Raw genomic sequence first — 22,196 nt, 5'->3', positions numbered from 1 at the left:
GCCCGTCGGCTCCTGACATGCCACGACGGGGGCGGCCCTGGTGGGCCGCCCCCGTCGGGGTGGTGCTGGTGCTACCTCAGCCGTGGGTCAGCGGGGGTAGATCTGCGACTCGAGCCAGCCCAGGTCGAGGTCCACGATGCCGGGGATCACGACGTTGAGGGCGGAGAGCTTCGCGCCGTAGTAGTTGCGCGTGAAGCGGGGGCCGAAGGTGATGAAGCCCTTCTGCTGCAGCTCGTCGATCGCGAACTCGACGGTCTGGCGGATCTTGAGACCGCCCGCGGGGACCAGGCTCTCGCCCTTGTAGAGGATGTCGGCGACCTGGAACTTGGGCTTCTTGGAGCCGCGCACCCGCTCACCTTCGCGGCTGAGCAGGTTCAGCTTGGAGCTGATGCCGGTGATCTCCAGGTCGAGCGCGGGGATCGTGAAGGAGCCCAGCGAGCTCTTGGCCATCGACTTGGCCCGACCACGCGACATCTGCTTGGCCTTGTAGGAGTACTCGAGGCCGTCCAGGACCGCGACACCACCGATGCCGGGGATGTTGAGCGGGATGGAGCGCTCGCCCTCGATGGTCTTGACGACCTTCGTGTTGCCGGTGCCCTCGCAGGGGATCGACTCGGTGCCGATGCCGCCCAGGTGCAGCAGCGAGATGTCGTCGCTCAGCGGCAGCGCCTCGAGGTCGAGGCCCATGATGGTGGAGCGGAAGACGCCCGAGGGCGCGGAGTCGGCGATGCGCGACTGGGCGTAGCCGAGCTTGAGCAGCACCGCCGAGTCGTTCTTCTTCTCGCTGGGGTCGACCTCGATGGCCAGGGCGCTGGCGCCCGAGGAGGCCGCGTGGTCGCTGATGTGGCTGAAGGACTTGCCGAGACCGATCGAGCCGAGGCCCGGGATCTCGATGATGCCGCCGATGGTGTCGGTGAGGAGCTTGACGAGCTGGTCGACGACCTCGTTGACCGGCGCGGCGACCTGGTTGACGATGTCGAGCAGGTCGGCCAGGGGGGTGCCCTCGACGACGGTGCCCTCGTAGTCCAGCGAGATGCCCTCGAAGCCGAAGCTCTCGTCGGTGCCGAAGCGCTTGCCGTCGCCGTCGGCGTCGGCCGGGTCGTGGAAGGAGTCGGCGACCGAGGTCAGGCCCGCGATCTTGAGCGTCGGGATCTTGAGGTCGTCGACCAGCTCACCGCCGAGCTTGATGTCGGCGATGGTGTTGACCGCCCGGGTGCCGGTGATCGAGCCGTCGCGGTAGGTGGAGGTGCGGCTGGTGCTGGGGGAGATGCTGATCAGCTTCGCGATGTCGACCGGCGCGTTCTCGCTGATGAGCTTGGTGAGCTCGCTCGTGCTGAGCTTGGACGGCTTGACGCGCTCGACGCCGGCGGTGCGGGTGCAGGCCAGGATGTCCTGGGCGTCCTTGAGGCTCTTGATGTCGATGCCACCGACGGCGATCTTGGTGCCGAAGGCCAGCGCCTTCATGCCGAAGTCGGTGAGGACCTTCTGGTTCGCGGGGGCCTTGTGGGCCTCGTCCGCGAGGGCGGCGGGGTTCGCGGCGAGGGTGCCGGCGAGACCGACGGCGCACACAGCGCTTGCGGCCGCGGCCCTCTTCAGTGACTTCTTCACACTCTCCTACTTTCATCAACGCATCGCTGCGGGACGTGGGACCGGAACGAGCGTGGAGCACCCTCCCCTCCCGGTGAGGACCTGACGTGACCCTCGCCATGTCAAACGTCGGGAGGTGCAGAGGGTTAGGTAGTCATTTCGGGCTGGTACAGACCAGTCCCTCCGGGTGATGGCGTCCGGATCGGGAGTGTGGGAGGCCCGGTGGGGCCGCCCGGAAGCAGGAGAGCCCGGGTCCACGTGACGTGGATCCGGGCTCTTCTGGAAGTGAGTGCCCCCGGCAGGATTCGAACCTGCGGCCACTGGTACCGGAAACCAGTGCTCTATCCCCTGAGCTACGGAGGCAAGCCTCGCAGCACGAGGCTGCGGGACGGCGTCACCTTACAACTCCGGGACCGGGCCACCGAATCGGGTCTGCCGGGCCGGGGCCCGGTCCCAGGCGCCGATATCGATGCAGGTCACGGCCCCGGCCGCCGATAGGCTGGACGGGTGACTCCCGAACAGCTCTCCACCGCGATCGTCGACGTGCTGACGGCGCTCTCCGACGAGGGTGCGGTGACCTTCCCCGACGGCGTGCCCGCGAGCGTGACGGTGGAGCGACCCCGGCAGAAGGGGCACGGCGACTACGCCACGAACGTCGCGCTGCAGCTGGCCAAGAAGGCCGGGATGAACCCGCGCGCCTTCGCCGGGCTGGTCCAGGAGCGCCTCGCGGCGGTCGACGGCATCGCCGGCGTCGAGATCGCGGGCCCGGGCTTCCTCAACATCTCCGTGGCCGCCGGCGCCCAGGGCGCGGTGGCGGCCCGGGTCGTGGCCCAGGGCGACGAGTACGGCCGCACGGCGACGCTGGCTGGCGAGCGGGTCAACATCGAGTTCATCTCGGCCAACCCCACCGGGCCGCTGCACCTGGGCCACACCCGCTGGGCCGTGGTCGGGGACGCCGTTGCCCGGGTGCTGGACGCTGCCGGGGCCGAGGTGACCCGCGAGTTCTACATCAACGACCGCGGCAACCAGATGGACCTGTTCGGCGCCTCGGTGGAGGCCGCCGCGCTGGGGCTCCCCACCCCGGAGAACGGCTACCACGGCGGCTACATCGCCGATCTGGCGCGCGAGGTCGTGGCCGCCCAGCCCGGCATCGTGGAGCTGCCCGCGGGGGAGCGGGTCACCGCGTTCCGCGAGGCGGCGTACGCCGTGCAGCTGCGGCAGCAGCAGGAGCAGCTCGAGCGGTTCCAGACCCGCTTCGACGTCTGGTTCTCCGAGCGCTCGCTGCACGAGGGTGACGACGTCGTCGCCGGGCTGGAGAAGCTGCGTGCCCAGGGTCACCTCTACGATGCCGACGGTGCACTGTGGATGCGGACCACCGACTTCGACGACGACAAGGACCGGGTCCTGGTCAAGTCGGACGGCGCCCTCACCTACTTCGCCAGCGACACCGCCTACTACGTGCACAAGCGGGAGCGCGGCTTCGACCGCTGCATCTACCTGCTCGGCGCCGACCACCATGGCTACGTCAACCGGCTGCGGGCCATGGCGGCGTGTGCCGGCGACGATCCCGACAGCCACATCGAGATCCTCATCGGCCAGCTGGTCAAGATCTTGAAGGACGGTGTCGAGCTCAAGCTCTCCAAGCGCGCCGGCACCCTGGTCACGCTCGAGGAGCTGGTCGACCTGATCGGGGTGGACGCCCTGCGCTACACCCTGTCGCGCTACCCCGCCGACTCGCCTCTGACCCTCGACGCCGCCGAGATGACCCGGCAGTCCAGCGACAACCCGGTGTTCTACGTGCAGTACGCGCACGCCCGCGTCTCCTCCATCCTCCGCAACGCCACGGACCTCGGGTTCGCCGAACCCGGCACCCCGGACGCCGAGGCCGACCCCGCCCTGCTGGCCCACGAGAAGGAGGGCGAGCTGCTGCGCGCGCTCGCCGAGTTCCCGCGCGTGGTGGCCAGCGCGGCCGAGCTGCGCGAGCCGCACCGGGTGGCGCGCTACCTCGAGGACACCGCGGGCGTCTACCACCGCTTCTACGACAACTGCCGGGTGCTGCCCATGGGCGACGAGGAGCCGAACGACCTGCACCGCGCGCGGCTGCTGCTCGTGGCCGCGACCCGCACCGTGCTGGCCAACGGCCTGCGCCTGCTGGGCGTCTCCGCCCCGGAACGGATGTGAGCTGAGTGGCCGTCTCCCACGAGGCCGGCTGGGCGCACGCCGACGGGGCGCTCAAGGGCCCCTCCTGGCTGCGCCAGCCCGCCGACCCCAACGAGCTGGTCCGGCACCTGTGGTCGCGCACCGCGCGCAAGGACGACGGCGTGCTGAGCGTCGGCGGCGTCCGGCTGCCGGACCTGGTCGCCGAGCACGGCTCGCCGGCGTACGTCCTCGACGAGGCCGACTTCCGGGCCCGGGCCGGCGCCTTCCGCGACGCGTTCGCGGCGTACGACGTCTACTACGCCGGCAAGGCGTTCCTGTGCACCGCGGTCGCCCGCTGGGTCGCCGACGAGGGGCTGTGCCTCGACGTCTGCACCGGCGGTGAGCTGGCCGTCGCCGAGCGGGCGGGCTTCCCGATGGAGCGGGTCGGCTTCCACGGCAACAACAAGTCCCCGGCCGAGATCGAGCGCGCGGTGCGGCTCGGCGTGGGTCGGGTCATCGCCGACTCCTTCGCCGAGGTCGAGCGGCTCGCCGAGATCAGCGCCCGGCTGGGCGTCACCGTCCGCGTCATGGTGCGGGTGACCGCCGGGGTCGAGGCGCACACCCACGAGTACATCGCCACGGCGCACGAGGACCAGAAGTTCGGCTTCTCGATCACCTCCGGCGACGCCTTCGAGGCGGTGCGCCGCGTCCACGACGCGCCCGGGCTCGACCTGCTCGGCCTGCACTCGCACATCGGCAGCCAGATCTTCGACTCCTCCGGCTTCGAGGTGGCCGCCCGCCGCGTGCTCGCGCTGCACGCCCGGGTCGCCGCGGACCTCGACGTCCGGATGCCCGAGATGGACCTCGGCGGCGGCTTCGGCATCGCCTACACGACCCAGGACGACCCAGCCGAGCCCTCGCGCCTCGCGGCGGAGATGACGGCGATCGTCGAGCACGAGTGCCGCGCGCTGGGCATCGAGGCCCCGGCGCTGTCCATCGAGCCCGGCCGCGCGATCGCCGGGCCGTCGGTGTGCACCGTCTACGAGGTCGGCACCGTCAAGCCCGTCCAGCTCGACGGCGGCGCGGTGCGCACCTACGTGTCGGTCGACGGCGGGATGAGCGACAACATCCGCACCGCCCTGTACGACGCCGACTACTCCTGCACGCTGGCCGGGCGGGCCTCCGACGCCGCCCCGGTGCTGGCGCGGGTGGTCGGCAAGCACTGCGAGGCCGGCGACGTCGTGGTCAAGGACGAATTCCTGCCTGCGGACGTCGCCCCGGGGGACCTGCTCGCGGTCCCCGGGACCGGCGCCTACTGCCGGTCGATGGCCTCGAACTACAACCACACGCTGCGCCCGCCCGTGATCGCGGTCCGGGACGGGGTCGCGCGGGTCGTGGTGCGGCGCGAGACTGAGCAGGACCTGTTGGCAACTGATGTGGATGACCCTGAGGTGATCGAGTCGTGACGGAGAGTGGCAAGCCGCTCAAGGTGGCCGTGCTGGGCTGTGGCTCGGTGGGCTCGCAGGTGGTGCGCCTGCTCCAGGAGCAGGCCACCGACCTGGCGGCCCGCGTGGGCTCGCCCGTCGAGCTGGTCGGGGTGGCTGTGCGCCGCCTCGACGCCGCTCGCGAGGTGGAGGTGCCCGAGGGGCTGCTGACCACCGACGCCGAGGGACTGGTGTCGCGGGGCGACATCGACGTCGTCGTCGAGGTGATCGGCGGCATCGAGCCGGCCCGCTCGCTGATCCTCTCGGCGCTCGAGCACGGCGCCTCGGTGGTCAGCGCCAACAAGGCGCTGCTGGCCGAGGACGGCCCGACGCTCTTCGAGGCCGCCGAGAAGGCGGGCCGTGACCTCTACTACGAGGCTGCGGTCGCCGGAGCGATCCCGATCCTGCGCCCGCTGCGCGAGTCGCTAGCCGGCGACAAGGTGACGCGGGTGCTGGGCATCGTCAACGGCACCACGAACTTCATCCTCGACAAGATGGACACCTCGGGCGCCGGCTTCGCCGACGCTCTCGAGGAGGCCCAGGCGCTGGGCTACGCCGAGGCGGACCCCACCGCCGACGTCGAGGGCTTCGACGCCGCGGCGAAGGCCGCGATCCTGGCGTCCCTGGCCTTCCACACCCGGGTGACCGACGCTGACGTCTACCGCGAGGGCATCGCCGAGGTCAGCGCCACGGACGTCGCCTCCGCCCGGGAGATGAACTGCGTGGTCAAGCTGCTGGCCATCTGCGAGCTGCGCGAGCAGCCCGACGGCGAGGAGGCCGTCTCGGTGCGGGTGCACCCGGCGATGATCCCGCGCTCGCACCCGCTCGCGTCGGTGCGCGAGGCCTACAACGCGGTCTTCGTGGAGTCCGAGGCCGCCGGCCAGCTGATGTTCTACGGCCCCGGTGCCGGTGGCTCGCCGACCGCCTCCGCGGTGCTCGGCGACCTCGTCACCGTGGCCCGCAACCGTCGCAACGACGTCCGCGGCCCCGGGGAGTCGTCGTACGCCGACCGGGCCGTGCTGCCCATGGGCGAGGCGCGCACCCGCTACCACGTCGCCATCGACGTCGACGACCGCGCCGGCGTGCTGGCGACGGTGGCCACCGCGTTCGCCGAGCACGGGGTCTCGATCCGCACGGTGCGCCAGGAGGGCCGTGACGACGACGCCCAGCTGGTCGTGGTGTCGCACGAGGCCACCGACGCCCAGCTCAGCGCGACCGTCGCGCACCTGCAGGGCATGGACAGCGTGCGCGAGGTCAGCTCGGTCATGCGCGTCGAAGGAGGAGCAGAGTGAACACCGATCAGCTCGACCGTGAGCCGGGGGCTCGCACCGCGACCCGGCAGTGGCGCGGCGTCATCGAGGAGTACCGCCACCTGCTCGAGATCCCCCAGGACACCCCGGCGGTGACCCTGCGCGAGGGCGGCACCCCGCTGGTGCACTCGGGATGGCTCTCCGGGCTCACCGGCGCCGACGTGCACCTCAAGGTCGAGGGCGACAACCCGACCGGATCGTTCAAGGACCGCGGCATGACCGCCGCCATCTCGGTGGCCAAGCACGAGGGTGCCCGCGCGGTCGTCTGCGCCTCGACCGGCAACACCTCCGCCTCGATGGCCGCCTACGCCGCCAAGGCCCAGATGACCCCGCTGGTGCTGGTGCCCGAGGGCAAGATCGCCGCCGGCAAGATGGCGCAGGCCATCGTGCACGGCGCCCAGGTGATCATGGTGCGTGGCAACTTCGACGACTGCCTGGGCATCGCCAAGGGCCTCGCGGAGCAGTACCCCGTCGCGCTGGTGAACTCGGTCAACCCGGTGCGGCTGCAGGGCCAGAAGAGCGCCGCCTTCGAGATCGTCGACTTCCTCGGCGACGCCCCCGACTTCCACCTGCTGCCCGTGGGCAACGCCGGCAACATCTCGGCGTACTGGATGGGCTACCGGCAGTACGCCGAGCTCGGCCACGCCACGAAGCGCCCGGTGATGCGCGGGTTCCAGGCCGAGGGTGCCAGCCCGCTGGTGACCGGCACGCCGTTCCCCGAGCCGGAGACCAAGGCCACCGCCATCCGCATCGGCAACCCGGCGTCCTGGTCGCTGGCCGTGGAGGCCACCGAGGAGTCCGGCGGCCGGTTCGCCGCGGTCAGTGACGACCAGATCCTGGCGGCCCAGCGGCTGCTGGCCACCCACGACGGCGTGTTCGTCGAGCCGGCCTCCGCGGCCGGGGTGGCGGGCCTGCTGGCCGAGCTCGAGGCAGGGGAGTCCTACGCCGGCTCGACCGTCGTCATCACGGTCACCGGCCACGGGCTCAAGGACACCGCGACCGCGCTGGAGGCCTACTCCGCCGACCAGGCCGAGCAGGGCCGCCCGAGCATCGTCGACACCGTCATCGACAACGACGTCGTCGCCGCCGCCCGCGCCGCCGGTCTCGCCTGAGCCGGATGCCCACCTTCGTCACCGGGCCGGTCCGCGTCAGCGTCCCGGCCACGTCGGCCAACCTCGGGCCCGGCTTCGACTCCCTCGGTCTCGCCCTGGACCTGCGTGACGAGCTCGAGGCGGAGGTCGTCGCCTCCGGGATCGAGGTGCAGGTCGAGGGGGTCGGCGCAGAGCACGTCCCGCGCGACGCCTCGCACCTGGTCGTGCGCGCGATGCTGGCCGCGCTCGACGCCATGGGCGCCGAGCCTGCCGGGCTGAGGCTGCGGTGTCGCAACGTGATCCCGCACGCGCGCGGCCTCGGCTCCTCGTCCGCGGCGATCGTCGCCGGCGTGACCCTGGGTCGGGCCCTCGTGGCCGGGGGGGAGCTGCTGCTCGACGACGACGCCGTCCTCGGTCTGTGCGCTGCCATGGAGGGCCACCCCGACAACGTCGCCCCGGCCCAGTACGGCGGGTTCGTGGTGGCCGGCCAGGACGACGACGGCGGCTTCTACGCGGTGCCGTGCCCGGTCGACCCGCGGGTGGGCGTCGTGGTGCTGGTGCCCCCGACCCCGGTCTCCACCGAGCTCGCCCGGGGGCTGCTGCCCGAGACGGTGCCGCACGCCGACGCCGCCGCGGGGGCCGGACGCGCCGCGCTGCTGGTCGCAGCCCTGGCCGGACAGCCCGAGCACCTGCTGCGGGCCACGCGTGACCACCTGCACCAGGACTACCGGCGACCTGCGATGCCCGAGTCGCTCGCCCTGGTCGACGCGTTGCGTGCCGACGGTGTCGCGGCGGTCGTCTCCGGCGCCGGACCCACCGTGCTGGCCTTCACCGACGGCCCCGACACCGAGGTGACCGCATCGCTGCTGGCGCGGTGCCCCGCGGGGTGGTGGGCGTCGTACCTCGCGGTCGACACCGACGGCGTGCGCGTCCTCTGAACCGCCGACAGGGGCTGCTAGGGTGGCGCCACGCCGATGATCCCCATCCTCCGGCGGGCACCCGCGATCTGTGCGGTGCCTCCCGCACCGCCGTGCGGTGCTCGGGAACAGTGACCAGCAGCCCTCGGCCCGGCCGAGCGGCCCTGAGACGTCGATAGGACCCACGTGACGCAAGACTCCGTCCCCACCGCTGAGGCGGCCGCTGCGCCGAAGAAGCGGGCCGGGGGTCTGAACGGGATGCTCATCGCCGACCTCAAGTCCATGGCGGGTGCCCTGGGCATCCAGGGTGCCGGGGCGATGAAGAAGGCCCAGCTCGTCGATGCCATCAAGGCCGCCGGCTCGCCCGGTAGCAGTGCGGGCGCCGGCGCGAGCGCCGACGCCGGCGCGGCCGCGGCCGTCGAGAAGGGTGCGACGCGGACGACGACCACCACGCGCCAGCGCACCCGGGTCCGCGTCGAGCCGCCGGTCGCCGACGAGACCACATCACCTCCTCAGGAGAAGTCCCGCCGCGAGGCCCCCACCGACCAGGACGCTGCAAGCGACCGGTCCGGGCGGCCCGAGCGCACCGACAGGTCGTCCGCGACGCCCGAGGTGAGTGCCGCCCAGCAGGGCAAGCAGGACCAGTCGGGCAAGGACCAGCAGCGTGGCCGCGAGCAGCAGGGACGCGCCCACCCGGACCAGAACAAGCAGGACCAGCAGCAGAACAAGCAGGACCAGAACAAGCAGGACCAGAACAAGCAGGACCAGAACAAGCAGGACCAGCAGAACCGGCAGAACAAGCAGCAGAACCAGAACCAGAACCAGAACCAGAACCGGCAAGAGCAGAACAAGCAGGACCAGAACAAGCAGGACCAGAACAAGCAGGACCAGAACCGGCAGGACCAGAACCGGCAGGACCAGCAGCAGGACCAGGGCGACGACGACGGCGACGGTCGCGGACGCAGCCGGCGTCGGCGCGGCCGGGACCGCGACCGCGCCCGGCCGGCGAGCAACAACCGCAGCGAGCCGGACACGACCGTCCTCGAGGACGACGTCCTGGTGCCGGCCGCCGGCATCCTCGACGTGCTCGACAACTACGCGTTCGTGCGCACCAGCGGCTACCTGCCCGGCCCGGACGACGTGTACGTCTCCCTGTCGATGGTCCGCAAGTTCGGCCTGCGCCGCGGTGACGCGGTCGTCGGCGAGGTGCGCCAGCCCCGCGAGGGCGAGCGCAAGGAGAAGTTCAACCCGATGGTGCGCATCGAGAGCGTCAACGGGTCCGACCCGGATGCCGCCCGCACCCGGGTCGAGTTCGAGAAGATGACGCCCCTGCACCCGCAGGAGCGCCTGCGCCTGGAGCGGGGACCCGACGACCTGATCGGTCGGGTCATCGACCTGGTGGCGCCGATCGGCAAGGGCCAACGCGGCCTGATCGCCTCGCCCGCGCACGCCGGCAAGACCGCGGTGCTGCAGGCCGTCGCGGCCTCGCTGAGCGCCAACAACCCGGAGTGCCACCTGATGGTGGTCCTGGTCGACGAGCGCCCGGAGGAGGTCACCGACTACGAGCGCTCGGTCAAGGGGGAGGTCATCTCCTCCACCTTCGACCGACAGCCGGCCGACCACACGGTGGTCGCCGAGCTCGCCATCGAGCGGGCCAAGCGGCTCGTGGAGCTCGGCCACGACGTCGTGGTGCTGCTCGACGGCATCACCCGGCTCGGTCGGGCCTACCACCTGGCGGGCACCGGCAACGGCCGGGTCCTCTCCGGCGGGGTCGACTCCACCGCGCTGCACCCGCCCAAGCAGTTCTTCGGCGCCGCGCGCAACATCGAGAACGGCGGCTCGCTGACGGTCCTGGCCACCGCCACCGTCGAGAGCGGCTCGAAGGTCGACGAGGTGATCTTCGAGGAGCTGAGCGGGACCGCGAACATGGAGCTGCGGCTGAGCCGCGACCTCGCCCGCAAGCGGGTCTTCCCGGCCGTCGACGTGGCCCAGTCGGGCACCCGGCACGAGGAGCTCCTCCTCGGCGAGGGTGAGCTGCCGGTCGTGGAGAAGCTGCGCGACTCGGTCGCCGACAAGGAGACCGCAACGGCCATGCGCGAGCTGCGGGAGCGGCTCACGGGGTCGCAGACCAACTACGAGATGCTGAGCACGTTCCAGCGCTCGCCCGGTCGCGCAGCACGCGGCTGAGGAAGGGACCAGCAACTTCACGGTGTGCCGGTCGGGGACACGGTGATACCGATACGCTGTGGCCTGCGCTGGCGGCTCTCCTCGGGAGGCCGGAGGGTCAGCCACCTATGAGAGGGAGCACCGCATCGTGGCACGCATCCTGGTCGCCGACGACGACGTCGACATCCGTGAGCTCGTGGAGTTCAAGCTCTCCACGCTCGGTCACGAGATCACCGCGGTGGCCGACGGGGCAGCAGCGGTCGAGGCATGTCGCGCCTCGCGCCCCGACCTGGCCGTCCTCGACGTGATGATGCCCGGGGTCTCCGGGCTCGACGCGATCCGGGTGATCCGGGCCGACCCGGGTCTCGCCGACCTGCCCGTCATCCTGCTCACGGCGCGCGCCCAGGAGTCCGACGTCGAGTCGGGGTTCGACTCCGGGGCCGACGACTACATCACCAAGCCGTTCAGCCCCCGCGAGCTCGCCTCGCGGGTCGAGGCGCTGCTGTCCCGGTCGGTCTGAGCGGCGCCGGACCAGGTGGTCGAGACCCTCGGCGCGACCCCGCGCACCGTTGCCCGGACGGTCACCCCGGCGCTGCACCGCCTCGCGGTCCTGATCGGCGTCATCGCCATGATCGCGATCGTCGGCGTCGTGCTGTCCACCCGGGCCGTCGACGACCTGACCGAGGGGCTCCAGCCGGCCTCCGTGGCCAACCAGTCCGTCCTCCAGGACCTGACCGACCTCGACAGCGCCAGCGGGGCCTGGGCGCGCAGCGGCGACCCGACGGCCCTCGACCAGTACCAGCAGGCGCTCGCCCGGCTGCCGGGTCACGAGCAGGCCGTGGCGGAGTACGCCGCGGACGACGTACGGCTCCAGGCGCTCGTCGAGCGCCAGGGCGAGGCCGCGGACAAGTGGCTGCTCGACTACGCCCAGCCACGGGTCGAGGCGGCCGGTGGTCCCGACACGTTCCAGCAGCAGCGGTACAACCGGGGCAAGCGGCTCTTCGAGCAGGTCCGCGCCGCCCACCGCGACACCTCGGAGGTGTTCGGCACCAGGATGCGGGAGGCGAGCAGGGCCGCCACGTGGCGGCTGCGCGTCACCATCGGGTCGGTGGCGCTGCTGGCGCTGCTGGCCTGGTTGATGGTGGCCCGGGCGCGCTCTCGCCTGCTGGCCGACGTCTCCGAGCCGCTGGTGGCGTTGGAGGGCGTGGTCCATCAGATGAGCAAGGACCCGTCGGTGCGGGCCCGACCGGTCGGTCCGCGCGAGGTGCGCTCGGTGGCCAGCGCCCTCAACGACCTCGCCGACGCCCAGTCGCGAGCGCGTGCCGTGGAGGACAAGGTGCAGGAGGAGCTGCGGGTGCTCGACACCGCCCGTGACGACTTCGTCTCGAACGTGTCCCACGAGCTGCGGACCCCGCTGACCACGATCCACGGCTATCTCGAGATGGTGGCCGAGGAGTTCGAGGACACGATGTCGCCGCGTCACGAGCGCATCCTCCAGGCCAGCCGGCGCAACGTGGCGCGGCTGAAGAACCTGATCGACGACCTGCTGATCCTGTCGAAGGCCGAGAACCGCGCGACCACGCTCGAGGTGGTCGACCTGGTGCCGCTGGTGCGTGACGCGGTCACCGACGTGTCGATCCCGGCGGCCGGGCGTGGGGTCGACGTGCAGCTCGTGGTCGGCGACCGGCCGGTGGTGGTCCTCGCGGACCGGCCGATGCTGGGGCGCGCGATCCTCAACCTGCTGACCAACGCTGTGAAGTTCAGCCTCGACGAGGGCCACGTGACGGTCTCGGTCACGGTGGAGGACGCCCCGTCCGGCCGGGTCGCGCTCGTGACCGTCCAGGACCACGGGATCGGGATCCCCGCCAAGGAGCTCGAGCGGCTGGGGACCCGTTTCTTCCGCGCCTCGAACGCCGTGACGAACGAGATCGCGGGGACCGGTCTCGGGCTGCGGATCGTGCAGACGATCGTCGAGAAGCACTCGGGCGACGTGCGCATCGAGTCGGAGGAGGGACGGGGCACCCGGGTGCGGGTGCGTCTGCCCGCCCAGTCCGACACCGCGTAGCTCCGCAGGCACGGAATTGGCGGCGGCCCGATGTGGTTGGCACAATACGACCGGTTCCGGTTCACGCTCCCGCACCGCACCCGTGGGCAAGACGGCAGCGACCCGGCGACACTGACGAAAGAGGACAGCATGAAGAAGGACATCCACCCGCAGTACGTGGACACCGAGGTCGTCTGCACCTGCGGCAGCACGTTCACCACCCGCAGCACCGCGACCTCCGGCTCGATCCGTGCCGACGTCTGCTCGCAGTGCCACCCGTTCTACACCGGCAAGCAGAAGATCCTCGACACCGGCGGCCGCGTCGCCCGGTTCGAGGCCCGCTACGCCAAGAAGAAGTAGCGACCTCACGAGCGCCGGTCCACCGCCTTGCCGCGGTGGACCGGCGCTCGTCATTTGTCCCCTCCGCCGCACCCCACCCAGGAGCCCCCGATGTTCGAGGCCGTCGAAGGCATGCTCGGTGAGCACGCCGAGCTCGAGCAGCGCCTCGGGGAGCCGGAGACCCACGCGGACGCGCGCCTGGCCAAGCGGCTGAACCGTCGCTACGCCGAGCTGTCCTCGCTGATCGGGGTCTGGCGGGAGTGGCAGCGCCTCGGCGACGACGCCGGGGCGGCGCGCGAGCTGGCGGGGGAGGACCCCGAGTTCGCGGTGGAGGCGGCCGAGCTCGACGTACGCCGCGAGGCGGCCGCCGAGCGCCTGCGCCGGCTGCTGGTGCCGCGCGAGGAGGCCGACGAGAAGGACGCGCTGCTCGAGGTGAAGTCCGGCGAGGGTGGCGAGGAGTCGGCGCTCTTCGCCGGCGACCTCCTGCGGATGTACACCCGGTACGCCGAGCGGCACGGGTGGAGCGTCGAGGTGCTCGACGCCACCGAGTCCGACCTCGGCGGCTACAAGTCCGTGACCGTCGCGGTCAAGGCGAAGGGCACCCCGCAGCCGGGGGAGGCTCCCTACGCCCTGCTGAAGTTCGAGGGCGGGGTGCACCGGGTGCAACGCGTGCCGGTCACCGAGTCCCAGGGACGGGTCCACACGAGTGCGGCGGGCGTCCTGGTGCTGCCCGAGGCCGAGCAGGTCGACGTCAGCGTCGACGACAACGACCTGCGCATCGACGTCTTCCGCTCCAGCGGTCCCGGCGGTCAGAGCGTGAACACCACCGACTCCGCGGTCCGGATCACCCACGTCCCCTCGGGCATCGTGGCCAGCTGCCAGAACGAGAAGAGCCAGCTGCAGAACAAGGAGCAGGCCATGCGCATCCTGCGCTCGCGGCTGCTGGCCGTCGCCGAGGAGGCGGCTGCCGCCGAGGCCAGCGACGCGCGGCGCAGCCAGATCCGCACCGTGGACCGCTCCGAGCGGATCCGCACCTACAACTACCCGGAGAACCGGATCTCCGACCACCGGACGGGCTACAAGTCCTACAACCTCGACCAGGTGCTCGACGGTGACCTGGAGCCGGTGCTGCAGTCGTGCGTCGACGCCGACATGGCGGCGCGCCTGGCCGCCCTGGAGGACTGAGTGACCGCGCGACGTGCCGTCCTGACCGCAGCCGTGGACCAGCTGTCCGCGGCCGGGGTGGCCAGCCCGGAGCACGACGCGGCCGAGCTGCTGGCCCACGTCCTCGGCACCGAGCGCGGCCGACTGGTGCTCGTCGACGACGTGGACCCGACCGCGCTGGCGGCGTACGACGCACTGGTGCGGCGCCGCGCCGCCCGGGAGCCGCTGCAGCACCTGACCGGCGTCGCGTGGTTCCGCCACGTCGAGCTGGCCGTGGGGCCGGGCGTGTTCGTGCCGCGTCCCGAGACCGAGCTGCTGGCCGGGTGGGCGGTCGAGCAGGCCGGCGGCCTCGAGGAGCCGGTCGTCGTCGACCTGTGCACCGGATCCGGAGCGGTGGCCAAGGCGGTGGCCCACGAGGTGCCGCACGCGCGCGTGCACGCCGTGGAGGTCGACCCCGCCGCGCACGCCTGGGCCGAGCGCAACCTCGCGGGCACCGGCGTCGACCTGCGCCTGGGCGACATGGCCACCGAGCTCGACGAGCTGCTGGGCAGCGTCGACGTCGTGGTGTGCAACCCGCCGTACGTGCCGCTCGAGGCGTGGGAGTCGGTGTCGGCCGAGGCGCGCGACCACGACCCGCACCTGGCCCTCTTCTCCGGGCAGGACGGGCTCGACGCCTGGCGGGTCCTGGAGCGCCGTGCCGCCCTGCTGCTGCGACCCGAGGGGGTGCTCGGCGCCGAGCACGCCGATGTCCAGGGCGCCTCGGCTCCGGGCGTGCTGAGCGCGACCGGGCGCTGGCGCGAGGTGCGCGACCACCGCGACCTGGCAGGGCGTGCACGCTTCGTGACGGCGCGACTGGCACGATGAGCGCCATGGAGCGGCACAGGACGACCACGCCGGACGAGCGCGAGAAGGCACTGGAGGCGGCGAGCCTGGCGGTCCAGCGCGGTGGCCTGGTGGTGCTGCCCACCGACACGGTCTACGGCATCGGCGCGGACGCCTTCGACCCGGAGGCCGTGCGGGCGCTGCTCGCCGCCAAGGGTCGCGGTCGTGACATGCCGCCCCCTGTCCTGGTGAGCGCGGCGACGACGCTCGACGCGCTCGCGGTGCGGGTGCCCGGCTACGCCCGGGCCCTGGTCGAGGCGTTCTGGCCGGGCCCGCTCACGATCGTGTGCCACCAGCAGACGTCGCTGCAGTGGGACCTCGGGGACACCCGCGGGACCGTGGCGGTGCGGATGCCCGACCACGAGGTCACCCGCGCGCTCCTCGAGCGCACCGGGCCGCTCGCGGTGAGCTCGGCGAACCGCACCGGCATGCCGGCCGCCACCGACGCCGACGCGGCCGAGGAGATGCTCGGCGAGGCCGTCGACGTCATCATCGACGCCGGTCCGAGCCCGCAGGACGACGGGGGAGCGCTGGCCTCGACGATCGTGGACGTGACCGGTTCGCAGGGCCGGGTGCTGCGGGTCGGGCCGCTGTCCCTCGAGCAGCTCAACGCCGTCCTGGAGCCGCTCGGCGCGACGCTCACGCTCGAGGACTGAGCGGACAGGGACGGTGCGCGAGTACATCCTGGTCTTCCTGGTGGCTGCGGCGGTCACCTACCTGCTGACGGTCATCGCCCGCGAGGTCGCGCTGCGCACCGGTGCGGTGGCCCGGGTGCGCGACCGCGACGTGCACGCCGAGCCGATCCCCTACCTCGGCGGCCTGGCGATGCTCGGGGGACTGGTGGCCGCCTACCTGGTGGCCCGCGAGCTGCCGTTCCTGTCGCTGAGCGGTCCCTTCGTGTTCCGCGACGCCGGCGTGGTGATCATCGCGGGCGCGATGATCTGCGCGGTGGGGGTCCTCGACGACCTCTTCGAGCTCGACGCGCTCACCAAGCTCGGCGGGCAGCTGCTCGCCGCGGGCTTCCTGGTGGCCTTCGGCGTGCAGTTCTACTTCTTCACCGGCCCCGACGGGACCGTCTTCTCGCTGGACCCCGCCCAACGGGCGCTGCTGACCGGGTTCCTGGTCGTGGCGACCATCAACGCCGTCAACTTCGTCGACGGGCTCGACGGGCTGGCGGCCGGGGTCGTCGGGGTGGGCGCCCTGGCCTTCTTCGTCTTCTGCTACCAGCTCACCAGCCTCAACAACACCTCGCGCGCCACCACGGCAGCGCTGCTGGCGGTCGCCCTCGCCGGAGCCTGTGTGGGGTTCCTGCCGCACAACATCAATCCAGCGCGGCTGTTCATGGGGGACTCCGGGTCGATGCTCATCGGGCTGGTGCTCTCGGCCAGCGCGGTGACGCTGACCGGCCAGTTCGCGGGCAGCGAGATCGCCCAGGGCGGGGCGGGGGCCCAGGCCAGCCTGGCGCCGACGCTGCTGCCGCTGCTGCTCCCGATCACCATCCTGGTGGTGCCACTGCTCGACCTCGTGCTGGCGGTCGTGCGCCGCACCCGGGCCGGCCGCTCGCCCTTCGCCCCGGACAAGCAGCACCTGCACCACCGCCTGCTCGAGATCGGGCACTCGCAGCGCCGTGCGGTGATGATCATGTGGCTCTGGGCGGCGCTGGTGGCCTTCGGCACCGTCCTGGCGAGCCTCTACTCCGGACCCTGGGTGGTGGTGCTGCTCGGCGCGGGCCTGGTCACCACGGTGACGGCCACGTTCGTCCTGCCGAAGCTGCACCGCCCCGGCCACGTCGAACCCCACCCGACGACCAGTCAGTTGTGACCCACCGACCAGTCACTTCTGCACCACCGACCGGTCACCTGGACCCCCGCAGTACGACGGCTGGGTGCGGAAGTGACCGGTCGAGGGTGCAGAAGTGACCGCTCGTGCGGGGGGTTGGATCGATCAACTTGATGCCGCCCCGGGACCTTGTGATAGTTTTCACGAGCGTTGCGAACGCCGCTGAGCGGCCCGCAGCACCATCTGCCCTCCACAGAAACGGCCGCCGTCATGACGACCGACACGACGCACGCGAACCGCCGCACCCCGGTGGCGCCGCTGCTCGGTGCAGTGGTCGTGGTGTCGGCGGTCGGCCTGGTCCTGGTGGTCGTGGCCGCGCTGACGGGCGGCTCCGACGCCGCCGCCGGCGTGGCCGTGGGCTCGGGCCTGGCCCTCGCGGTCTTCGCCTTCGGGGCCTTCGCGGTCAACGCGGTCGCGGGGGCGATGCCCTCGGCAGCGCTGATGGTGGCCCTGATGACCTACTTCCTCCAGGTGCTGGCGCTGGCGCTGGCCCTCACGGTGCTCAACGACAGCGCCGCGATCGACCGCTCCGTGGACCGCACCTGGCTGGCGGGCGGCGTCATCGCCTGCACGCTGGTCTGGTTGGCCGCCCAGGTCCGGTTCACCGCCCGGCTGCGCACGCTCGCCTACGACCTGCCTGACGCCCGGCGTCACGAGGCGGGTGCGTGATGAGCCGTGGACACTGCTATTGTCCGGGACGCGATGGCTCAGCCGAGACCCCCTGCGGGCGACGTCCCTGCCCCTGGTGGGGACCCGTGGCGCGCATTCAGCTACGTCACCACCGGTGTCGCGCTGTACGGGTTGATCGGCTGGGGGCTCGACCACTGGTTGGGCACCACGTTCCTGGTGGCCATCGGGATCGTCGCGGGCGCGGCCATGGGTATCTTCCTCACCTGGAAGGCCTTCCGCCCCCCGGACGAGGCACCACCCGTACCCCCCTCCCAGACCAGTTGAACCCCGACCAGTTGACTCAGCCGGCCCAGTTGAGAATGCGGCAGACACAGGAGACAGCGTGAGTGCCACCGCGATGAGCGCCATCCGGACCGAAGGGTTCATCCCCCCGGGGCCTGGCGACTTCAACCTGCCGCCGATCGGTGCGGACAAGACCTTCCAGTTCCTCGGCGAGACCATGTACCTCGGCGTCACCAAGCCGATGCTTCAGCTGGTGCTGGCCGCTGCGCTGGTCTTCGGCCTGCTGGCCTACTCGATCCGCAAGCGCGCGATGGTCCCCGGCCGCGCCCAGTACGCCGGCGAGGTCAGCTACGGCTTCGTGCGCAACTCGCTGGCCCGCGACACCATCGGCAGCAAGGACTTCCTGCCGTTCGTGCCCTACCTGGTCGCGCTCTTCTTCTTCCTCCTGGCCAACAACCTGATGGGGATCATCCCGGGCATCCAGTTCCCGACGTTCTCCCGCGTCGGCATGGCCTACGCCCTGGCGCTGCTGAGCTGGGTCGTCTACAACGTCGCCGGCATGCGCCGCCACGGTGTCGGCGGCTACTTCAAGCTGCAGACCGTGCCCGCCGGTGTCCGGGGCCCGATCCTGATCCTGCTGATCCCGCTGGAGTTCTTCTCCAACATCCTGGTGCGGCCGGTCACGCTGGCCCTGCGTCTGTTCGCGAACATGTTCGCGGGCCACATGCTGCTGATCCTCTTCGCCCTGGGCGGCGAGTACCTGCTGTTCGAGACCTCCGGCCTCACGCAGCTCGTCGGCCCCGTCGCCTGGGTGATGTTCATCCTCATCACCTTCCTCGAGGTGCTGGTGATGTTCCTCCAGGCCTACGTCTTCGTCCTCCTCACCGCGATGTACATCTCCAGCGCGCTGGCGGACGAGCACTGATCCGGCGGCCCTCCGGGGTCGTCCTGCACCACCCGCACCACCACGAACATCCCAGATCCCCACCGGCCCACAGCGGGCCCAACGAAAGGAAGAAGCCGTGGACGGCTCTCTCAACATGCTCGGTTACGGTCTCGCGACTGTCGGTCCGGGTCTTGCCATCGGTCTCATCTTCGCCGCCTACATCAACGGTGTGGCTCGCCAGCCCGAGGCGCAGGGTCGCCTCCAGCCGATCGCCATCCTGGGCTTCGCCCTCGCCGAGGCGCTGGCCATCATCGGCATCGCCCTCGCGTTCGTCATCTGATCCCTCTCGGCCTGCAACGCTGACCTCGTAGAAGGACTCTTCATGGAGACTGCCACCGTCCGAGCCGCCGGAGGTGAGCTCAACCCCCTCGTGCCGCACCCGGTCGAGATGGTGCTCGCCCTCGTCGTCTTCGGCATCCTCGTCGTGCTCATCAAGAAGTTCGTCGTGCCGGGCTTCGAGGCGACGTTCGCCGAGCGCACCCACGCGATCGAGGGTGGGCTGGCCGCTGCCGAGACCAAGCAGGCCGAGGCCGACGCCAAGATGGCCGAGCTGGAGAAGCAGCTCGCCGACGCCCGCCACGAGGCGGCGCGCATCCGTGAGGAGGCGCGCGAGCAGGGGGCGACCATCATCGCCGAGATGCGGGAGCAGGCGCAGTCCGAAGCCACCCGCATCGTCGACCACGGCAAGACGCAGATCGAGGCGGAGCGCCAGCAGGCGATCACCTCGCTGCGTGCCGAGGTAGGCGCCCTGGCGACCGGCCTCGCCGGTCGGATCGTCGGCGAGAGCCTGGAGGACGACGCTCGCCAGAGCCGCGTCGTCGAGCGCTTCCTCGCCGACCTCGAGACCGGGACGCCGGGGGTCAACTGAGATGACCTCGGACTTCCGCGGAGCCTCGGCCGACGCCGTCGCCACGCTGATCGGTGAGCTGGAGACCCTGGTCTCCGGCTCGCCGGACGTCGCCACCCAGGTCAGTGGGGACCTCTTCTCGGTCGCCACCAGCCTGCGCGGTGAGGGCGCGCTGCGCCGTTTCGCCACCGACGGCTCGGTCGCTGCCGAGGCCAAGACCGGCGTCGTCGGCGAGGTCTTCGGCGGCAAGGTGTCGGAGCAGGCTCTCGGACTCCTGCGTGCGGCCGTGGGTCGCCGCTGGCGGGCCCCGCGCGACCTCGCTGATGCTCTCGAGCACCTCAGCGTCGTGGCGCTGGTGCGTGCCGCTGTCGGGGAGGCCGAGCGCCTGGCCGACGAGCTGTTCGCGTTCAGCCAGGTCGTCAAGGAGCAGCCGTCGCTGCGCGACGCGCTCTCCGACCCGGCCCGGTCGCACGCCGACAAGGCGCGTCTGGTCGACGACCTGCTCGCCGCCAAGGCGCTGCCGTCCACCGTCCGGCTGGTCAAGCAGTCGCTGGCCGGCACCTACCGCACGGTCAGCGTGGCGCTCGCCGAGTACCAGAAGGTCGTCGCCGCCGTGCAGAACGAGGGCGTCGCGACGGTCCGGGCCGCCCGCGAGCTGTCCGCGGACGAGCGCGCCCGCCTGGCCGACGCGCTGTCGCGCCAGTACGGCCGCCCGGTCCACCTCAATCTGGTCGTCGACCCCGCCGTGATCGGCGGCATCCGGGTCGAGATCGGCGACGACGTCATCGACGGGACGGTCTCGAGCCGCCTCGACGACGCCCGCCGCCGCCTCGCCGGCTGACCGACCGCATCCACCCGACTTCGTAGAGACCCAAGAGAGAAGGCACCAAGATGACGGAGCTCTCCATCCGTCCGGACGAGATCCGTGACGCGCTCGCCAAGTACGTCGCCGACTACCAGCCCGACGCGGCGAGCCGCGAAGAGGTCGGCCACGTCGCCTCCGCCGGTGACGGCATCGCCCGCGTCAGCGGGCTGCCCTCGGCCATGGCCAACGAGCTGCTGGAGTTCGAGGACGGCACCCGTGGCCTGGCCCTGAACCTCGACACCCGTGAGATCGGCGTCGTCATCCTCGGTGACTTCGACGGGATCGAGGAGGGTCAGCCCGTGCGCCGCACCGGCGAGATCCTCTCGGTGCCGGTCGGGGACAACTTCCTCGGTCGCGTCATCGACCCGCTCGGTACGCCGATCGACGGCCTGGGCGACATCGAGGCCTCCGGGCGTCGTGCCCTGGAGCTGCAGGCGCCGACGGTCATGGACCGCAAGTCGGTGCACGAGCCGATGGCGACCGGCATCAAGGCGATCGACGCCCTGACCCCGATCGGGCGCGGCCAGCGCCAGCTGATCATCGGTGACCGCGCGACCGGCAAGACCACGATCGCCATCGACACGATCATCAACCAGAAGCAGAACTGGGAGTCGGGCGACCCGTCGAAGCAGGTCCGCTGCATCTACGTCGCGATCGGTCAGAAGGGCTCGACCATCGCCTCGGTGCGTGGCGCCCTCGAGGAGGCCGGCGCGCTGGAGTACACCACCATCGTCGCCTCGCCCGCCTCGGACAGCGCGGGCTTCAAGTACCTCGCCCCGTACACCGGCTCGGCCATCGGCCAGCAGTGGATGTACGACGGCAAGCACGTCCTCATCGTGTTCGACGACCTGACCAAGCAGGCCGAGGCCTACCGTGCCGTGTCGCTGCTGCTGCGTCGCCCGCCGGGCCGCGAGGCCTACCCCGGTGACGTCTTCTACCTGCACAGCAGGCTGCTCGAGCGGTGCGCGAAGCTCTCCGACGAGCTGGGCGCGGGCTCGATGACCGGCCTGCCGATCATCGAGACCAAGGCCAACGACGTCTCGGCGTTCATCCCGACCAACGTCATCTCGATCACCGACGGCCAGATCTTCCTGCAGTCGGACCTGTTCGCCGCCAACCAGCGCCCGGCCATCGACGTCGGTGTGTCGGTCTCGCGTGTGGGTGGCGCGGCCATGACCAAGGCGATGAAGGCCGTCACCGGTTCGCTCAAGGTCGACCTGGCCCAGTTCCGCGCGATGGAGGCGTTCGCGATGTTCGCCTCCGACCTCGACGCGGCCTCGCGCCAGCAGCTCGACCGCGGCCAGCGCCTGATGGCGCTGCTCAAGCAGTCGGCCTACTCGCCCTACCCCCTCGAGGACATGACGGTCTCGCTGTGGCTGGGCACCAGTGGTCGTCTCGACCGCGTCCCCGTCGGCGACGTCCTGCGCTTCGAGCAGGAGTTCCTCGACTACCTCCACCGCTCGCACGACGGTCTCCTGGCCGGCATCCGCGAGTCGAAGAAGTTCGAGGACGAGGACGGCGTGGCCAGCGCGTACGACTCCTTCCTGGACCAGTTCGAGACCTCTGACGGCGGTTCCGTCAAGGTCGGCCACGAGGCCGACGCCGGTGCGCTCGAGGACGACGAGCTCGGCCAGGAGCAGATCGTCAAGCAGAAGCGGGGCTGA

General features: G+C 71.4%; 21 protein-coding genes and 1 tRNA gene. 20 read left to right on the top strand and 2 right to left on the bottom strand.

The genetic code is table 11. The features are described 5' to 3' along the window. Positions 1-87: 87 nt before the first annotated feature. Both I601_RS19535 and I601_RS19530 read right to left on the bottom strand, forming a co-directional pair. Positions 88-1,608, bottom strand: a complete 1,521-nt coding sequence (locus I601_RS19535) for a hypothetical protein (protein ID WP_157520344.1) — start codon at positions 1,606-1,608, stop codon at positions 88-90. 269 nt (positions 1,609-1,877) lie between these two features. Continuing rightward, positions 1,878-1,950 (bottom strand) — tRNA-Arg (locus tag I601_RS19530). 144 nt (positions 1,951-2,094) lie between these two features. Between I601_RS19530 and argS the strand changes: the two genes are divergently transcribed. The 20 genes from argS to atpA all read left to right on the top strand — a co-directional run bounded on the left by argS (position 2,095) and on the right by atpA (position 22,196). Beyond that, the gene (gene argS / locus I601_RS19525; protein ID WP_068113505.1) at positions 2,095-3,768 is read left to right on the top strand and encodes an arginine--tRNA ligase; all 1,674 of its coding nucleotides are present in this window, start codon (positions 2,095-2,097) and stop codon (positions 3,766-3,768) included. A 5-nt stretch (positions 3,769-3,773) separates the two neighbouring features. After that, a complete protein-coding gene (gene lysA / locus I601_RS19520) occupies positions 3,774-5,192 on the top strand; it encodes a diaminopimelate decarboxylase (protein ID WP_068113502.1) in 1,419 nt (472 codons plus the stop codon). Further along, positions 5,189-6,502 carry a homoserine dehydrogenase gene (locus tag I601_RS19515; protein WP_068113499.1) on the top strand — a complete coding sequence of 438 codons (1,314 nt, stop codon included), beginning with the start codon at positions 5,189-5,191 and terminating at the stop codon, positions 6,500-6,502. The genes lysA and I601_RS19515 overlap by 4 nt, the downstream gene beginning before the upstream one ends. Next, entirely contained in the window at positions 6,499-7,632 is a 1,134-nt protein-coding gene (gene thrC, locus I601_RS19510; RefSeq protein WP_068113496.1) for a threonine synthase, read from the top strand. Before I601_RS19515 ends, thrC begins: the two co-directional genes overlap by 4 nt. Before the next feature lie 5 nt (positions 7,633-7,637). Further along, positions 7,638-8,549: a homoserine kinase gene (gene thrB, locus I601_RS19505; RefSeq protein ID WP_068113494.1), complete on the top strand. Its 912-nt coding sequence runs from the start codon at positions 7,638-7,640 to the stop codon at positions 8,547-8,549. Positions 8,550-8,714: 165 nt separating this feature from the next. Then, positions 8,715-10,715, top strand: coding sequence for a transcription termination factor Rho (gene rho / locus I601_RS19500; protein WP_068113491.1), 2,001 nt, complete (start codon positions 8,715-8,717; stop codon positions 10,713-10,715). Positions 10,716-10,842: 127 nt separating this feature from the next. After that, positions 10,843-11,214: a response regulator transcription factor gene (locus I601_RS19495; RefSeq protein ID WP_068113489.1), complete on the top strand. Its 372-nt coding sequence runs from the start codon at positions 10,843-10,845 to the stop codon at positions 11,212-11,214. A gap of 15 nt (positions 11,215-11,229) precedes the next feature. Continuing rightward, on the top strand, positions 11,230-12,759 hold the full coding sequence (locus tag I601_RS19490) for an ATP-binding protein (protein ID WP_068113487.1): 1,530 nt from the start codon (positions 11,230-11,232) through the stop codon (positions 12,757-12,759). 129 nt (positions 12,760-12,888) lie between these two features. Beyond that, positions 12,889-13,098: a 50S ribosomal protein L31 gene (rpmE, locus tag I601_RS19485; RefSeq protein WP_068113484.1), complete on the top strand. Its 210-nt coding sequence runs from the start codon at positions 12,889-12,891 to the stop codon at positions 13,096-13,098. Positions 13,099-13,188: 90 nt separating this feature from the next. Continuing rightward, positions 13,189-14,262, top strand: coding sequence for a peptide chain release factor 1 (prfA, locus tag I601_RS19480; protein ID WP_068113483.1), 1,074 nt, complete (start codon positions 13,189-13,191; stop codon positions 14,260-14,262). Further along, complete coding sequence (gene prmC / locus I601_RS19475) at positions 14,263-15,105, top strand: peptide chain release factor N(5)-glutamine methyltransferase (RefSeq protein WP_068113481.1); 843 nt, start codon at positions 14,263-14,265, stop codon at positions 15,103-15,105. Positions 15,106-15,110: 5 nt separating this feature from the next. Further along, entirely contained in the window at positions 15,111-15,779 is a 669-nt protein-coding gene (locus I601_RS19470) for an L-threonylcarbamoyladenylate synthase (protein WP_218917705.1), read from the top strand. A 13-nt stretch (positions 15,780-15,792) separates the two neighbouring features. Further along, on the top strand, positions 15,793-16,944 hold the full coding sequence (locus I601_RS19465; RefSeq protein ID WP_068113477.1) for a glycosyltransferase family 4 protein: 1,152 nt from the start codon (positions 15,793-15,795) through the stop codon (positions 16,942-16,944). Positions 16,945-17,172: 228 nt separating this feature from the next. Beyond that, positions 17,173-17,631, top strand: coding sequence for a hypothetical protein (locus tag I601_RS19460; protein WP_068113475.1), 459 nt, complete (start codon positions 17,173-17,175; stop codon positions 17,629-17,631). A gap of 33 nt (positions 17,632-17,664) precedes the next feature. Beyond that, entirely contained in the window at positions 17,665-17,916 is a 252-nt protein-coding gene (locus I601_RS19455; RefSeq protein ID WP_179948548.1) for a hypothetical protein, read from the top strand. Positions 17,917-17,974: 58 nt separating this feature from the next. Further along, positions 17,975-18,799, top strand: coding sequence for a F0F1 ATP synthase subunit A (gene atpB / locus I601_RS19450; RefSeq protein WP_335582177.1), 825 nt, complete (start codon positions 17,975-17,977; stop codon positions 18,797-18,799). Positions 18,800-18,896: 97 nt separating this feature from the next. Further along, positions 18,897-19,100 carry an ATP synthase F0 subunit C gene (locus I601_RS19445; RefSeq protein ID WP_269465740.1) on the top strand — a complete coding sequence of 68 codons (204 nt, stop codon included), beginning with the start codon at positions 18,897-18,899 and terminating at the stop codon, positions 19,098-19,100. 42 nt (positions 19,101-19,142) lie between these two features. Then, complete coding sequence (locus tag I601_RS19440; RefSeq protein ID WP_068113473.1) at positions 19,143-19,688, top strand: F0F1 ATP synthase subunit B; 546 nt, start codon at positions 19,143-19,145, stop codon at positions 19,686-19,688. A 1-nt stretch (position 19,689) separates the two neighbouring features. Further along, positions 19,690-20,508, top strand: a complete 819-nt coding sequence (locus I601_RS19435) for a F0F1 ATP synthase subunit delta (RefSeq protein ID WP_068113471.1) — start codon at positions 19,690-19,692, stop codon at positions 20,506-20,508. Between the two features lie 50 nt (positions 20,509-20,558). Next, the gene (atpA, locus tag I601_RS19430) at positions 20,559-22,196 is read left to right on the top strand and encodes a F0F1 ATP synthase subunit alpha (protein WP_068113469.1); all 1,638 of its coding nucleotides are present in this window, start codon (positions 20,559-20,561) and stop codon (positions 22,194-22,196) included.

The sequence above is a fragment of the Nocardioides dokdonensis FR1436 genome (assembly GCF_001653335.1).
Lineage (GTDB): Bacteria > Actinomycetota > Actinomycetes > Propionibacteriales > Nocardioidaceae > Nocardioides > Nocardioides dokdonensis.
The sequence above is the reverse complement of the archived record's forward strand: the minus strand, read 5'-3'. Positions and strand labels throughout refer to the sequence as shown.